The sequence below is a fragment of the Gordonia sp. 852002-50816_SCH5313054-c genome (genome assembly GCF_001665925.1).
In the GTDB taxonomy this organism is placed as follows: Bacteria; Actinomycetota; Actinomycetes; order Mycobacteriales; family Mycobacteriaceae; genus Gordonia; species Gordonia jacobaea.
In genome coordinates this window covers 395,516-410,529 of record NZ_LZTE01000034.1, presented here as the reverse complement: position 1 = coordinate 410,529, position 15,014 = coordinate 395,516, and the positions used below count along the sequence as shown (strand labels likewise).

Genomic DNA, 15,014 nt, shown 5'->3' with positions numbered 1-15,014 from the left:
TTCGACGCTGCACGTTCTTTCTGCAGAACTTCGGCTTATGTCTTAGAGACCCGCTGCCGAGCGCAGCTTGTCGGCCCGGTCGGTGTTCTCCCAGGGCAGGTCCAGATCGGTGCGTCCGAAGTGGCCGTAGGCCGCGGTCGGGCCGTAGATGGGGCGCAACAGGTCGAGGTCGCGGATGATCGCGAGCGGACGCAGATCGAACGTCTCGGAGATCGCCTTGCGGATTACCTCGGGATCGGTTTTCTCGGTGCCGAAGGTCTCGACGAAGAGTCCGACGGGAGCTGCCTTGCCGATGGCGTAGGCGACCTGCACCTCGATGCGGCTGGCAAGACCGGCAGCGACAGCGTTCTTGGCGACCCACCGCATCGCGTACGCCGCGCTGCGGTCGACCTTCGACGGATCCTTACCCGAGAACGCACCGCCGCCGTGGCGAGCCATGCCGCCGTAGGTGTCGACGATGATCTTGCGTCCGGTCAGGCCTGCGTCGCCCATCGGACCGCCGAGCACGAACTTGCCCGTGGGGTTGACCAGCAGTCGGTAGCCCTCGGTGGTGAAGCCGGGCAGATCCAGCTCGGCGAGGACCGGATCGATCACCTGCGACTTGATGTCAGGGGTGAGCATCTTCTCGAGGTCGATGTCGGCTGCGTGCTGGGTCGAGACGACGACCGTGTCGAGTCGGACCGGCTTGTCGCCGTCGTATTCGATGGTGACCTGGGTCTTGCCGTCGGGTCGCAGGTACGGCAGCGTGCCGTTCTTACGAACCTCGGTCAGCCGACGTGACAACCGATGAGCGAGCGCGATCGGAACCGGCATCAGCTCGGGGGTCTCGTCGGTGGCGTACCCGAACATGAGTCCCTGGTCGCCCGCGCCCTGCGCGTCGATCTCGTCCTCGGAAATGCCGCTGCGGCTCTCGTGCGAATTGAAGACACCACCCGCGATATCGGGCGACTGCGCACCGATCGCTACGTTCACACCGCATGACGCGCCGTCGAAGCCCTTGGTCGACGAGTCGTAGCCGATCTCGAGAATCTTGCTGCGGACGATGCCGGGGATGTCGACGTAGGCGGTGGTCGTGACTTCTCCCGCCACATGAACCTGCCCTGTGGTGACGAGGGTCTCCACGGCAACGCGGGCCTTCGGATCGTCGGTGAGGATGGCGTCGAGGACCGAATCGCTGATCGCGTCGCAGATCTTGTCCGGATGGCCCTCCGTGACCGACTCACTGGTGAACAGGCGTGACGCAGAGCTGGTCATCTGATCCTCTCAAACTCGTGTCCCCCCAGTGGGAGCACACGGCAAACTCGAATGGTCGCCGTTGGTGGTCTCGTGGATTACAAACTACACACTCGTCCGGACATTCGATTGACGAGGTGGAGGGCGAACCTAATCAGGCAGCAAAGCGCGAACTTCGTCAAGTATTCGGCTCGCCATGAGTGTTTTCGAACCGTACGGAAGCGACGTCTCGTTGCCGTTCGCCGCGAGCAACCAGCCCGTATTGTCCTCGGTGCCGAACGCCTTGCCGTCGCCGACCGCGTTCACGACGAGCAGGTCGCATCCCTTCCGGCGCAGCTTCGCGCGGCCGTGGTCGAGCACACCACCCTGGTCGTCGCCCGTCTCCGCGGCGAAGCCGACGATCACCACCTCGGACGGGATGGCACCGGACTCCCTGGACTGCACGAGTCCACGCAGGATGTCCGGATTGGTCGTCAGCTCGATGGGTGCGGGGCCGTCGTCGTTTTTCTTGATCTTGGTGTCGTTGACGGTGACCGGGCGGAAGTCGGCGACGGCAGCGGCCATGATCACCGCGTCGGCGTCTGCGGCACGCTTGGTCATCTCGTCGGCGAGTTGGCGCGCGTCCTCGATATGGATGACCTCGACGCCTGCAGGCTCGCCTGCCTCATTGGTCGAACCCGCGACGACGGTGACGTGAGCGCCACGCTGTGCCGCGGCGCGTGCAAGTGCGAAGCCCTGTTTCCCGGAACTGCGGTTGCCCAAGTAGCGCACGGGGTCGAGCGGCTCACGGGTGCCTCCCGCGCTGATCACGATGCGCGCACCCGCGAGGTCGTAGGGCAGCGCGTCGGAGCGGTCGAGCAGCAACTCGCCGAGCAGCGCGATCTCCTGCGGCTCGGGTAGGCGCCCGGCGCCGGTATCGCGACCGGTCAGCCGACCGGACGCCGGTGTCACGACAGTGGCGCCGCGCTCACGCAATGTGGCGACGTTGGCCTGCGTTGCGGGGTGCTCCCACATCTCCGTGTGCATGGCGGGCACGAACATCACCGGACAGGTGACCGTCAGCAGCGACGCGGTGAGGAGGTCGTCGGCCCGTCCCGTCGCGGCACGGGCCATCAGGTCTGCTGTGGCCGGTGCGACGATCACCAGGTCGGCAGCCTGGCCCAATCGCACGTGCGGCACCTCGTCGACGTGGTCGAAGACCTCGGTCGAGACGGGATGACCCGACAGTGCTTCCAGGGTTGCCTTGCCGACGAACTCGAGAGCTGCACGGGTCGGGATGACCCGCACCTCGTGTCCGGCCTCGGTGAAGTGTCGGATGACCGAGCACACCTTGTATGCGGCGATGCCGCCGCCGACACCGACCAGAATGCGCCGCTTGGCGTCCGGAGTGGACATCTCCTGTGAGTGCTACTCGCCCTCGGTGTGCTGAAGCAGATCCGAGTGGATCTCGCGCATGGCGATCGACAGCGGCTTCTCCTGCATACCCGGCTCGACCAGCGGGCCGACGTACTCGAGGATGCCGTCGCCGAGCTGGTTGTAGTAGTCGTTGATCTGACGTGCGCGCTTGGCTGCGTAGATCACCAGGGCGTACTTCGACGACGCGCGCTCGAGGAGATCGTCGATCGGAGGGTTGGTGATACCGAGCGGGGTGTCGTACGACGGTGCGTCGACGATCTCGGGGGTGTCGAAATTGGTCTGCGTGCTCACGCGAACTCCTGCTTTGTATTGTCGGATCCAACCAGCAAGGATACCAACTGGCGGGCGGCTGAGTCGACTTCGTTGTTGACCACCACGTGGTCGAACTCGCCCTGCGCGTCCATTTCGGTTCTGGCGGTTTCGAGACGACGCTGCGCCGCCTCGGGTGTTTCGGTGCCGCGACCTGCGAGTCGTTCGACGAGATCGTCCCAACTCGGCGGCGCGAGGAAGACGGTGATGGCCTCGGGAAGTCGGCGTACCGCGTTGCGTGCACCGGCCAGGTCGATCTCCAACAGTACCGGCTGACCGGTCGCGAGGGCGTTTTCGACAGGCTTCGCCGGCGTGCCCGATCGCTGGAGTCCGCCGTGGATCTCTGCCCACTCGAGGAATTCGTCGTCGGCGATCATGCGATCGAACTCGGCGTCGGACACGAAGTAGTAGTCACGCCCGTCGACCTCGCCCGGGCGCGGCGCGCGGGTCGTGGCGGAGACGCTGAAGAACAGGTTGGGCACGAGCTCGCGGACTCGCCTCACGACGGTCGACTTACCCACGGCCGAGGGGCCGACCAGAATAACCAGTCGGCCCCTCGTGTGTGTGTTCTGCCCGCTCAGGACGGGAACTTCTCGAGCAGCGCCGCGCGCTGACGATCGCCGAGGCCGCGCAGGCGGCGCGTCGGGGCGATCTCGAGTTCGGTCATGATTTCCTGCGCCTTGACCTTGCCAACCTTCGGCAACGCCTCGAGCAGAGCCGAGACCTTCATCTTGCCGAGGATCTCATCGGTCTCGGCATCCTTGAGCACCTGCGTGAGATCGGTGCCGCCGCGCTTGAGACGCTCCTTGAGCTCGGCGCGTACTCGGCGAGCGGCAGCTGCCTTCTCCAACGCAGCGGCGCGCTGCTCGTCTGTCAACTGGGGAAGCGCCACGGGTTCCTCCGTCTTTCGTTCTAGAACTGACTACACCGGCGCCCGGGGCAGGCTCCGGTGGCGTGTGGCCGCGTGTCTCGACGTGTACTCGCCCGATCAGGGGCGCCATCACGTCGAATGACTGCAGCGAAAGCGACCGTACCCATCTGAACAGGCATTTGCGAGAGGCACCCCCGCGTTTTCGGTCGGCCTCGGTGATGTAGAGGGTTGGGAAACTCCCTGCTCACCGACGACTCGGCAGAGCCTACGCGTTCGCTGTGACAGACCACGAATCCACACAAAACCGCAGGTCACAGAGTCGACTCCGCGACACGTGTGTCTCGGACGCCTCGACGTCGTCGATGCTCATCGAATCTCGCCTGGTACTGCTGTGACAGCAGTTGCGACCGACAAACTCCGCGAATTGATGCACAGCTTGAGCGTGTCGCGCGGCCGCGTCCTCGACGCTCCCCTGTGCTGACGCCCACATCCACCGATCGGGGGATGCGCTGATCATCCTGCTGATCAGCCCGTCGGCGGAGGTTGCGAAGGGCTTCTGAGCGGCAAAGTCATTGGTGTCAGAAACAGCGACCACGCCCCCCAAGGACGCGGCCCCGTCGCAAGGAGAAACACCATGAACGCCAACACCACCACCCCCGAGACCAACACCGCCGCCGCAAGCACCGAGACCGCCAACACCGCAAGCACCGAGCAGACCAAGCCGCGTCACCGGAAGACCTTCGCGATCCGCACCGCGGCGGTTGTCGCAGGACTCGGCATCGCCGGCACGCTGGCTGCCGCCGGAGTCGGCGCTGCACACGCGGGCACCTTGCCGGTGAACCACCCGGGAGAGCCGACCGTCGCCATGACCATCACCAACCACACCAATCACACCGAGTTCTACGCGGGCGGTACGCCTGGCTCCGGTCAGTGGATCAACGCACCTCAGTTCGCCCTGGCCCCGGGGGCCAGCGAGGTCGTCACCGCGAGCGCACCGAACGCACCGTCGGAGACGGTGTTCGTCAACTACCAGGTCGGTGCCTTCGGCCCGCGTGCGATCTACGAGCTGGAGAACGTCCGCGGCGCTGTGAACACCAACATGACCGGCACCACCGGTGGTCACTACTTCGTCAATGCCTCGGTCGCGAGCGGATTCCCCAACGCGAACGCCGTCTACGACCTGTGGTGATAGGAACAAGCAGGCGCCCGTCCGGCACAGACAGTGTCGGGCGGGCGTTTCGTCGTCGGAGTCCTCGGAACGTCCGACGATCAGCGCAGAGCGGCCTCTACCTCGTCGCGAGCAAGCGCGAACGCCGTCCGCAGCGCAGCGACATCGGGACCGACGCGCAGCACTCCGCGGGAACTCGCGGGCAGCACCCAGGCCGGGTCGGCGCCGGAGAAGACCTCGGGGAGGTCGGCGGCCGTCGCACCCTGCGCCCCGAGACCGGGAGCCAGGATGGGGCCGTTCAGTGCGCTCAGATCGAGCCCGTGCGCACGGGTCGCTCCGACGACAAGCCCGACCGTCGCCGATCCGTCAGCGTTCTGTTCAGCGGCGTCGTCGACGATCGTCTGTCCGACTGCCCGGTCGCCCGTCGTGGCGAGTTGCACTCCTGCCCCCTCGGGGTTGGATGTGCGTGCGAGCACGAAGACTCCGCGCCCCCCGTGCCGCGCGGCGTCGATCGCAGGCGACAGTGAGCCGAATCCCAGATACGGCGAGACGGTGACGGCGTCGGCGCACAGTGGTGACCGTTCGTCGAGCCACGCGTGGGCGTACGCCTGCATCGTCGAGCCGATGTCGCCGCGTTTGGCATCGGCGAGTACGACGGCACCCGCCGCGCGGCACCCCGCGATGACAGACTCCAACACCGCGAATCCCGCTGCGCCGAACGCCTCGAAGAACGCCACCTGCGGTTTGATCACGGCTGCGACCGGGCCGAGCGCGTCGACGCAGACGTCGGCGAACTGCCGCAGCCCAGTGGTGTCGACGGGCAACCCCCACTGCTCGAGTAACTCGACGTGGGGATCGATCCCGGCGCACAGCCTGCCACGTTCGGCAACAGCAGATCGGTAGTGAACCGCGAAACCTGTTGTGTCCGAACGTGTCACACTCATCACCCCTCGTTGACCAGCGTCGCGTGCCGACGCTGCAGCGATTCGACGCCTATCTCTTTTCGCATCGCGGCCTCGATGCCCTGCACCGCGGCGCTGGCTCCCTGCACGGTGGTGATGCACGGGATTCCGGCGGTGACGGCGGCACTGCGGATCTCGTAGCCGTCGACGCGCGGCCCCGACTGGCCGTAGGGCGTGTTGATCACCATCGCGACCTCACCGGCGAGAATCGCGTCGACGATCGTGCGCTCCCCCGGCTTGGCCTCGAAGTGCTTGGGCACCGTCGTCGCGACGATTCCGTTGCGTCGCAAAACCTCTGCGGTGCCCTCGGTGGCCAGGATGGTGAACCCGAGGTCGGCGAGGTGTTTGACCGGGAACAGCAGCGCGCGCTTGTCCTTGTTGGCCACCGACACGAAGACGGCGCCCTGCGTGGGCAGTGAGCCGTATGCCGCGGTCTGCGACTTGGCAAAGGCCCGCCCGAAATCGGCGTCGATTCCCATGACCTCGCCCGTCGACTTCATCTCCGGGCTCAGCAGCGCGTCGACTCCCGTGCCGTCGAAGCGGCGGAAGCGGTTGAACGGCAACACTGCTTCCTTGACCGCGATGGGAGCGTCGATCGGCGCGGTGCCGCCGTCTCCCGTGGCGGGCAGCAGTTCCTGCTCACGCAGTTCGGCGATGGTTTCGCCGAGCATGACGCGCGCGCACGCCTTTGCGAGCGGGACGGACGTCGCCTTCGACACGAACGGCACGGTGCGGCTTGCACGCGGATTCGCTTCCAGGACATACAGGATGTCGTCCTTGAGCGCGTACTGCACGTTCATGAGTCCACGCACGCCGATGCCCTTGGCCAATGCCTCGGTGGAGCGTCGGACCATCTCGAGATCCGATCGGCCGAGCGTGATCGGCGGCAGTGCGCACGCCGAATCGCCGGAGTGGATGCCGGCCTCTTCGATGTGCTCCATGACGCCACCGATGTACACCTCGGTGCCGTCGCACAGGGCGTCGACGTCGATCTCGACCGCGTCTTCGAGGAAGCGGTCGACGAGCACCGGATGGTCGGGCGTCAATTCTGTTGCGCGCGAGATGTAGTCGGCGAGCGATGCCTCGTCGTACACGATCTCCATGCCGCGACCGCCGAGCACGTAGGACGGGCGCACCAGCACCGGATAGCCGATCCGGGCGGCGGTATCGCGTGCCTCCTCGAACGAGGTGGCCGTGCCGAACGCTGGCGCGGGCAGTCCGGCTGCGGTGAGCACCTTGCCGAACTCACCGCGATCCTCCGCGAGATCGATTGCCGCAGGGCTGGTTCCGACGATCGGTACCCCGGCCGCCTCGAGACGGTCGGCGAGTCCGAGCGGTGTCTGCCCACCGAGCTGGACGATCACTCCCGCGACGGTGCCCGACTGCGACTCCGCGTGGTACACCTCGAGCACATCCTCGAAGGTCAGCGGCTCGAAGTAGAGGCGGTCGGCGGTGTCGTAGTCGGTCGAGACCGTCTCCGGATTGCAGTTGACCATGACCGTCTCGTAGCCGGCCTCCGACAGGGTCAGCGCCGCGTGCACACACGAGTAGTCGAACTCGATGCCCTGGCCGATGCGGTTGGGGCCCGAACCGAGGATCAGCACCTTGGGCCGCTCGGTCTGCGGAGCGATCTCGCTGGTCGCCGCGGGATCGAGCTCGTAGGTCGAGTAGTGGTAGGGCGTCTTCGCCTCGAACTCGGCGGCACAGGTGTCGACGGTCTTGTAGACGGGCCGGACGCCGAGCTCGTGGCGACGGGCGCGAACGGCATTCTCGTCGGCGACATCGTCACGCAGAGCGGCGATCTGACGATCGGAGAAGCCATTCGACTTCGCATCGCGGAGCAGATCCTCGGTGAGCTCGTCGGCGTCGCGGATCTGCGCGCCGAGCGCTCCGATCCCCGCGATCTCGGCGAGGAACCACGGGTCGATGGCAGTGGCGTCGTAGACCTGCTCGATCGTGGCTCCGGCGTCGAACGCGAGCATCACCTTGTAGATGCGACCGTCCTTGGGGGTCGCGATCTCCTCCAGCAGGGCGTCGAGGTCGACGGTCGCCGGATCGGGCCGGTTCGGCTCGGTCCAGAATCCGGCCGCCTTGGTCTCGAGCGAACGCATCACCTTGCCGAATGCCTCGGCGAAGCTGCGGCCGAGGCTCATCGCCTCGCCCACCGACTTCATCGTGGTGGTCAGCGTGTCGTCGGCGCCGGGGAACTTCTCGAACGCGAAGCGCGGCGCCTTGACCACGACGTAGTCGAGCGTCGGCTCGAAGCAGGCCGGGGTCTCTTTCGTGATGTCGTTGGTGATCTCGTCGAGGCTGTAGCCGATGGCGAGCTTCGCGGCGATCTTCGCGATCGGGAAACCCGTTGCCTTGGAAGCCAATGCCGACGAGCGGGACACCCGAGGATTCATCTCGATGACGATGAGCCGTCCGTCGCGCGGGTCCTGCGCGAACTGGATGTTGCAGCCGCCGGTGTCGACGCCGACCTCACGCAGAATGTCGATCGAGAGATCGCGCATCTTCTGGTATTCACGGTCGGTCAGGGTCATCGCCGGTGCGACGGTGATCGAATCGCCGGTGTGCACTCCGACCGGGTCGACGTTCTCGATCGAACACACGACGACCACGTTGTCGCGGTTGTCGCGCATCAGCTCGAGCTCGTATTCCTTCCACCCGAGGATCGACTCCTCGATGAGCACGTTGGCGGTCGGCGACGCCGCGAGGCCTCCACCTGCGATGCGGTCGAGGTCGTCTTCGTTGTAGGCCATACCCGAACCGAGGCCACCCATCGTGAACGACGGGCGCACGACCACGGGATACCCGAGGTCGGCGACGGTCTCGCGCACTTCTTCCATGGTGTGGCAGACGCGCGACCGCGCGCTCTCGCCCCCGACCTTGGCGACGATGTCCTTGAACATCTGCCTGTCCTCGCCACGCTGGATGGCGTCGAAGTCGGCACCGATGAGTTCGATGTCGTACTTCTCGAGAGACCCCCGATCATGCAGGGCCACAGCGGTGTTCAGCGCGGTCTGCCCGCCGAGGGTGGCGAGCACCGCGTCAATCGGATGACCGGAGTCACGCTCGGCCTCGATGACCTTCTCGACATACTCGGCCGTGATCGGCTCGATGTAGGTGGCGTCGGCGAACTCCGGATCGGTCATGATCGTCGCCGGGTTCGAGTTGACCAGGCTCACGCGCAGACCCTCGGCCTTGAGCACGCGGCATGCCTGGGTGCCCGAGTAGTCGAACTCGCAGGCCTGTCCGATGACGATCGGGCCGGAGCCGATCACCAGGACGTGATTGATGTCGTCGCGGCGCGGCATTAGGACCTCGTTCCGTGTGCGCGATCTGCCTCCAGCAGGGAGACGAATCTGTCGAACAGATAGGCGGCGTCGTGTGGGCCGGCCGCCGCTTCTGGGTGGTATTGGACCGAAAACGCTCGGCCGGAGAGCAATTCGACGCCCTCGACGGTTCCGTCATTGGCGCACACGTGGCTGACGCGGGCACGGCCGAAGTCGGTGTCGAATTCTTCGCCCGCTTCGCCCTCGAGCGCGAAGCCGTGATTCTGTGCGGTGATCGACACCTTGCCGGTCGCCGCGTCGATCACCGGGATGTTGATGCCGCGGTGACCGAACTTCATCTTGTAGGTGTTCCGGCCAAACGCGCGGCCGAGGATCTGGTTACCGAAGCAGATGCCGAACAGCGGCAGATCGGCGCCGAGGACCCGCCGGGTCAACTCGACGGCATCGTCGGCGGTCGCCGGGTCGCCCGGACCGTTCGACAGGAACACGCCGTCGGGCTTCAACTCGGCGATCGCGTCGAAGCCGGCGTCCGCGGGCAGCACGTGCACGGCGACGCCGCGCTCGGCGAACATGCGCGGGGTGTTGGTCTTGATGCCGAGATCGATTGCGGCGACGGTGAATCGTGGGTCGGAAGCCGGTTCGACGAGGTAACCGGTGTCGGTGCTGACCTCACCCGCGAGGTTCGCGCCCTTCATCGACGGCTGGCTGCGCACCCGGGCGATGAGTTCGTCGTCGTCGGCGAGCGCACCACCGGAGAAGACCCCGGCTCGCATCGATCCGTGGTCGCGCAGCACGCGCACGACGGTCCGCGTGTCGATACCCGAGATGCCGACGATGCCCTGGCGCTCGAGTTCGTCCTCCAGGGACGTTGTCGCGCGCCAATTCGACACGCGCCGTGTGGGATTGCGCACCGCGTACCCGGCGACCCAGATCTTGCCCGAGTCGCCGACCTCGCCCTCGCTGCCCGCACTGCCGGTCGATTCGCCGTCCTCGTTGTTCCAACCGGTGTTACCGATCTGCGGAGCGGTGGCGACGACGATCTGTCGGTGGTAGCTGGGGTCGGTCAGTGTCTCCTGGTAGCCGGTCATCGCGGTGCAGAACACCGCTTCGCCGAGCGTCTCGCCGACGGCGCCGTATTCCCGGCCGCGGAACACCTGGCCGTTTTCGAGCACCAGAACCGCTGCGGTCATTGGTCTTTCCTCTGTTCTGTATCGGGCTGTGTGTCGAATGCGGCCACCCATCCCGGGTAGACGGTCTTGTCGTCCGCGCGCATTCCTGAATCGATCTCGGTTCCGGTGGGCAGCACCCAGCGGATCACCAGCAGTCCGTCGGCCGTCATGACCTTGCCCGCGAGCCCTCGCTCGGTACGGACGGCGGTGATCGACGAGCGCGGAATCCAGATGTCGCTGGCCCCACGCCGTTCGAGCAGCACACCGTCGGGGTAGGCCGAGATGGTCGCGGTGGCGCGATCGCCGACGTCGCCGACTGCCACTCGGTTCTGCCAACTCGGCGCGAGCGTCGAGCCGACGTACACACCGGAGTCGGGGCCGAGCTGCGGCTCGCCGAGTTCGGTTGGGGCAACGGGCATCTCGCCGATCAACTCCGCCTGGCGACGACCCCGGTTACGCCATCCGCGCAGGACCAGCGAGATGAGTCCGAGCCACACCAGCACGACGACGATCACGATGATGATCTCCGACGCACTCACCGTGTCACCTCGCCGTCGCGTGCCGTGACCACGCCGCGCAGCAGCGTCGCCACCACGGTCGCGGGCATCGACATCGACTCGTAGGGGGTGTTGTCGGAAAGGCTCGCGAGCTCGCGCCCGTGCACCACCCACGACGTCTCCGGATCGACCAGCGTCAGATTCGCGGGTTCTCCGACGGCGATCGGGCGGCCCTGATCGGTGAGCCCGACGATCTGCGCGGGGCGTTCGCTCATGACGCGGGCGACGCCACGCCAGTCGAGCAGACCCGGAGCGACCATGGTCTCGACGATGATCGGGAGCGCGGTCTGTAAGCCGAGCATTCCGGGCTTGGCCTGCGCGAACTCGCAGCACTTCTCCTGCGCGGCGTGCGGCGCGTGATCGGTCGCCACGCAGTCGACGATCCCGTCGGCCAGCGCCTGACGCAGCGCCACCTTGTCGCGCTCCTCACGCAGCGGCGGATTCACCTTGTTGATGGCGTCGTAGGTCTGCAGCCGCGAGTCGTCGAGCAGCAGGTGATGCGGGGTGACCTCTGCGGTCACGGCGATTCCCTGCTCCTTTGCCCAGCGCAGCAGTGCGACGGTGCCCTCGGTCGACGCGTGGCAGATATGCACCCGCGCCCCGGCGTCGCGAGCCAGCAGTGCGTCGCGGACGACGATCGACTCCTCGGCCGCGCGGGGCCAGCCCGCGAGTCCGAGCCGTGCCGCTGTAGGACCCTCATGCGCGACGGCCCCGACCGTCAGACGCGGCTCTTCTGCGTGCTGCGCGATGAGCACGCCGAGCCCCTTGGCGTATTCGAGTGCCCTACGCATGAGCAGCGGGTCGGAGACGCATTTTCCGTCGTCACTGAACATCCGGACGCCCGCGGCCCCCGACGCCATCATGCCCATCTCGGCGAGTTGCTTGCCCTCGAGTCCGACGGTGACAGCCCCGACCGGGTAGACGTCGACGAGTCCGACTTCGCGTCCGGAACGCCAGACGTTGTCGGTCACCGTCGAGTTATCGGCGACGGGTGCGGTGTTGGCCATCGCGAACACGGCCGTGTATCCGCCGAGAGCCGCTGCGGCAGAACCACTTCGGATCGTCTCGGTGTCTTCGCGGCCGGGTTCGCGCAGATGCGTGTGCATGTCGACGAAGCCGGGAAGCACGATCGCGCCGGCACCGTCGACGACCTCGATGTCGTCCGGGGCGTCGATCGACGTTCCGATCTCCGCGATCTCGCCGTCGGTGACCAGTACGTCGACCGGGTCGCCCTCGCCGTACGGGCGGACCGAGCGGATCAGCACCGATCCCGTGGCAACCGATCCTGCTGCCGAGCTGGGGCCGGTCACAGCGCACCTCCTGATTCTGTGCCCGCGAGCAGCCGGAAGAGCACCGCCATGCGGACATGCACGCCGTTGCGCACCTGTTCGAGAATGGTCGCGCGCGGCGAGTCGGCCACCGAGTAGCCGATCTCCATGCCGCGCAGCATCGGACCCGGATGCAGCACGACGGCGTCGTCGGACAGCAACCCCATCCGACGCTCGTTGAGCCCGTAGCGCACCGAGTATTCGCGTGCGGACGGGAAGAAGCCACCGTTCATGCGCTCCGCCTGCACCCGCAGCATCATCACGGCGTCGGCGCCCGGTAGTTCGGCGTCGAGGTTGCCCGACGTCTCGACCGGCCACTCGTCGACGCCCACCGGAAGCAGCGTCGGCGGCGCGACCAACACGACGTCGGCGCCGAGGGTGGAAAGTAGATGCGCATTCGACCGCGCGACGCGCGAGTGCAGCACATCGCCGACGATCGCAATCCGACGTCCCTCGATACTGCCGAGTCGCTGACGAAGCGTGAGGGCGTCGAGCAGCGCCTGCGTCGGATGCTCATGGGTGCCGTCACCCGCGTTGATCACCGCGGGTCCGGTGCCCTCCGCATCCGGGCCGTCCGGGCCGAATCCGCCGGAGGTCCAGGCGGCGATCTGATGTGCCGCGCCCGACGCGGGATGCCGCACGATGAGCGCATCGGCTCCCGCAGCCCGCAGCGTCTTCGCGGTGTCGCGCAGCGATTCGCCCTTGTTGACCGACGAGCTCGACGCGCTCACGTTGATGACGTCGGCGCTCATCCACTTGCCCGCGACCTCGAAAGAAACCCTTGTGCGGGTGGAGTTCTCGTAGAACACGGTCATGACGGTGCGTCCGCGCAGCGTCGGGAGTTTGCGGATCTCGCGGCCGGTCAGCGCCTGTTCAAAGCGCTCGGCCTCGTCGAGAAGATCGGTGGCGTCGTCGCGGGTCAGGTCGGCAGTCGAGAGTAGGTGGCGCATCACTGATCCGCCTGCTCGTCGCTCGACCCCTTCGAGCCGAGCACGACCTCGTCGACGCCGTCGTGCTCGGTCAGGTGTACCGACACGGTCTCGTCGCGCGAGGTGGGGATGTTCTTTCCGACGTAGTCGGCGCGTAGCGGTAGTTCGCGGTGCCCACGGTCGACGAGGACAGCGAGCTGGACTGCCGCCGGACGGCCGAGGTCGCGGAGCGCGTCGAGTGCCGCGCGGACGGTTCGGCCCGAGTAGAGCACGTCGTCGACGAGGACGACGACGGCGTTGTCGACGCCACCGGCGGGCACCATCGTGCGTTCGAGGGGGCGGTGCGGCTTGGCACGGAGATCATCACGATAGAGCGTGATGTCGAGGTATCCGACGGGAACGTCGACGCCGGAGAACTCTTTGATCCTCGCGGCCAGCCGATCGGCGAGAGTTGTTCCACGCGTCGGGATTCCGATGATTACCACGCGGGGTGCATCGGGTGAGCCCAGAGCCGTCTTCTCGATGACCTGGTGCGCGACGCGCGCGATGGTGCGGGACACATCCGCGGCGTCGAGCAGAACACGTTCGCCCATGTATGGACCTCCTTCTCCGCCTCACGGGACGGATCGTTAAAGGATGTCTGTCGCCGAATACTTTACACGCCGGTAGGCATAGGGCTGTTCTAGCCCTGCCCGTCGGACCCGGCCGCCTGCGCCGCCCGTACCTGCGGGGCGAGCTCGGCGATCTTTGCCAACACACCGTTGACGAACGCGGGTGAGTCGTCGGTGGACAGTTCCTTGGCCAATTCGACGGCCTCGTCGACGATCACGATCGGATCGACGTCGGTCGAGTTGAACAGCTCCCACGTCGCGAGACGGAGAATCGCACGGTCGACGGCGGGAAGCCGCTCGAGCGTCCAGCCCTTCAGATGCGACGCCACGACGGAATCGATCTGTGCCTGGTCGTCGGCGAGCCCCTCGATGACCGTCGCGGTGTAGTCGTGGATCTCGCCGACGCTCTCGTCGTCGCGCACGAATTCGCGCCGTTCCGCGACGAGCTGCGCGGGGCTGACCTGCTTGGCTTCAGCCTCGAACAACAGGTCCACCGCGCGGCGGCGGGCCTTGTGCCGGGTTCCGGGTTGCTTCACTGATCTACCTTCGCTGACGGAGCCGGGCGGTCAGCTGTTGACGCGGCCGAGGTAGCTGCCGTCGCGCGAGTCGACCTTCAGCTTGTCGCCGGTGTTGATGAACAGCGGCACCTGGATCTCGGTGCCGGTCTCGACCGTTGCGGGCTTGGTGCCGCCGGTCGACCGATCACCCTGCAGACCCGGGTCGGTGTGCGTGACGACGAGCTCGACCGTGACCGGGAGCTCGACGAACAGCGGCTGACCCTCGTTGAGGGAGACCTGGACGGTCATGTTCTCGAGCAGGAAGCGTGCGCCGTCGCCGACGGTCTCCGGCGCGATCGGGTACTGCTCGTAGTCCTGTGCGTCCATGAAGACGTAGTCGGTGCCGTCGTTGTACAGGAACTGCATGTCGCGACGATCGACGGTCGCGGTCTCGACCTTCACGCCTGCGTTGAAGGTCTTGTCGACCGTCTTACCGCTGAGCACGTTCTTGATCTTGGTACGCACGAACGCGGGTCCCTTGCCGGGCTTGACGTGCTGGAACTCCAGGATCTGCCAAAGCTGATCGTCCATGCGGAGTACGAGACCATTCTTGAAATCGGCGGTGGTCGCCATGAATCAGTTCCTCAATCTTCTACGTCGGTATGTGT

The 15,014-nt window shown here is 66.4% G+C and carries 15 protein-coding genes; 1 reads left to right on the top strand and 14 read right to left on the bottom strand.

Annotation, left to right across the window (positions count from 1 at the left end; all coding sequences use genetic code 11):
• Window positions 1-42: 42 nt before the first annotated feature.
• The 5 genes from metK to mihF all read right to left on the bottom strand — a co-directional run bounded on the left by metK (window position 43) and on the right by mihF (window position 3,850).
• Window positions 43-1,254, bottom strand: coding sequence for a methionine adenosyltransferase (gene metK / locus A5788_RS07945; RefSeq protein ID WP_005202699.1), 1,212 nt, complete (start codon window positions 1,252-1,254; stop codon window positions 43-45).
• Between the two features lie 129 nt (window positions 1,255-1,383).
• Window positions 1,384-2,628, bottom strand: coding sequence for a bifunctional phosphopantothenoylcysteine decarboxylase/phosphopantothenate--cysteine ligase CoaBC (gene coaBC / locus A5788_RS07940; RefSeq protein ID WP_064870781.1), 1,245 nt, complete (start codon window positions 2,626-2,628; stop codon window positions 1,384-1,386).
• A 12-nt stretch (window positions 2,629-2,640) separates the two neighbouring features.
• The gene (rpoZ, locus tag A5788_RS07935; protein WP_005202695.1) at window positions 2,641-2,940 is read right to left on the bottom strand and encodes a DNA-directed RNA polymerase subunit omega; all 300 of its coding nucleotides are present in this window, start codon (window positions 2,938-2,940) and stop codon (window positions 2,641-2,643) included.
• The gene (gmk, locus tag A5788_RS07930; RefSeq protein ID WP_197494644.1) at window positions 2,937-3,539 is read right to left on the bottom strand and encodes a guanylate kinase; all 603 of its coding nucleotides are present in this window, start codon (window positions 3,537-3,539) and stop codon (window positions 2,937-2,939) included. Before gmk ends, rpoZ begins: the two co-directional genes overlap by 4 nt.
• A complete protein-coding gene (mihF, locus tag A5788_RS07925) occupies window positions 3,536-3,850 on the bottom strand; it encodes an integration host factor, actinobacterial type (protein WP_064870783.1) in 315 nt (104 codons plus the stop codon). The genes gmk and mihF overlap by 4 nt, the downstream gene beginning before the upstream one ends.
• 613 nt (window positions 3,851-4,463) lie before the next feature.
• On the opposite strand from mihF, the gene A5788_RS07915 reads away from it, so the two are divergent.
• Window positions 4,464-5,018 carry a hypothetical protein gene (locus tag A5788_RS07915; protein ID WP_005202691.1) on the top strand — a complete coding sequence of 185 codons (555 nt, stop codon included), beginning with the start codon at window positions 4,464-4,466 and terminating at the stop codon, window positions 5,016-5,018.
• An 80-nt stretch (window positions 5,019-5,098) separates the two neighbouring features.
• On the opposite strand, the gene pyrF is transcribed toward A5788_RS07915, so the two are convergent.
• The 9 genes from pyrF to efp all read right to left on the bottom strand — a co-directional run bounded on the left by pyrF (window position 5,099) and on the right by efp (window position 14,979).
• On the bottom strand, window positions 5,099-5,941 hold the full coding sequence (gene pyrF, locus A5788_RS07910; RefSeq protein WP_005202690.1) for an orotidine-5'-phosphate decarboxylase: 843 nt from the start codon (window positions 5,939-5,941) through the stop codon (window positions 5,099-5,101).
• Entirely contained in the window at window positions 5,941-9,276 is a 3,336-nt protein-coding gene (gene carB, locus A5788_RS07905) for a carbamoyl-phosphate synthase large subunit (protein WP_005202689.1), read from the bottom strand. Before carB ends, pyrF begins: the two co-directional genes overlap by 1 nt.
• Window positions 9,276-10,445, bottom strand: a complete 1,170-nt coding sequence (carA, locus tag A5788_RS07900) for a glutamine-hydrolyzing carbamoyl-phosphate synthase small subunit (protein WP_005202688.1) — start codon at window positions 10,443-10,445, stop codon at window positions 9,276-9,278. Before carA ends, carB begins: the two co-directional genes overlap by 1 nt.
• Window positions 10,442-10,963 (bottom strand): PH-like domain-containing protein, encoded by a 522-nt coding sequence (locus tag A5788_RS07895; RefSeq protein ID WP_039854484.1) that lies wholly within the window; start codon window positions 10,961-10,963, stop codon window positions 10,442-10,444. Before A5788_RS07895 ends, carA begins: the two co-directional genes overlap by 4 nt.
• Window positions 10,960-12,291, bottom strand: coding sequence for a dihydroorotase (locus A5788_RS07890; protein ID WP_064870785.1), 1,332 nt, complete (start codon window positions 12,289-12,291; stop codon window positions 10,960-10,962). The genes A5788_RS07895 and A5788_RS07890 overlap by 4 nt, the downstream gene beginning before the upstream one ends.
• Window positions 12,288-13,259 carry an aspartate carbamoyltransferase catalytic subunit gene (locus A5788_RS07885; protein WP_005202679.1) on the bottom strand — a complete coding sequence of 324 codons (972 nt, stop codon included), beginning with the start codon at window positions 13,257-13,259 and terminating at the stop codon, window positions 12,288-12,290. The genes A5788_RS07890 and A5788_RS07885 overlap by 4 nt, the downstream gene beginning before the upstream one ends.
• A complete protein-coding gene (gene pyrR / locus A5788_RS07880) occupies window positions 13,259-13,831 on the bottom strand; it encodes a bifunctional pyr operon transcriptional regulator/uracil phosphoribosyltransferase PyrR (RefSeq protein WP_005202678.1) in 573 nt (190 codons plus the stop codon). Before pyrR ends, A5788_RS07885 begins: the two co-directional genes overlap by 1 nt.
• Window positions 13,832-13,920: 89 nt before the next feature.
• Window positions 13,921-14,385, bottom strand: a complete 465-nt coding sequence (nusB, locus tag A5788_RS07875) for a transcription antitermination factor NusB (RefSeq protein WP_005202675.1) — start codon at window positions 14,383-14,385, stop codon at window positions 13,921-13,923.
• A 30-nt stretch (window positions 14,386-14,415) separates the two neighbouring features.
• Complete coding sequence (gene efp / locus A5788_RS07870) at window positions 14,416-14,979, bottom strand: elongation factor P (protein ID WP_005173212.1); 564 nt, start codon at window positions 14,977-14,979, stop codon at window positions 14,416-14,418.
• Window positions 14,980-15,014: the final 35 nt, after the last annotated feature.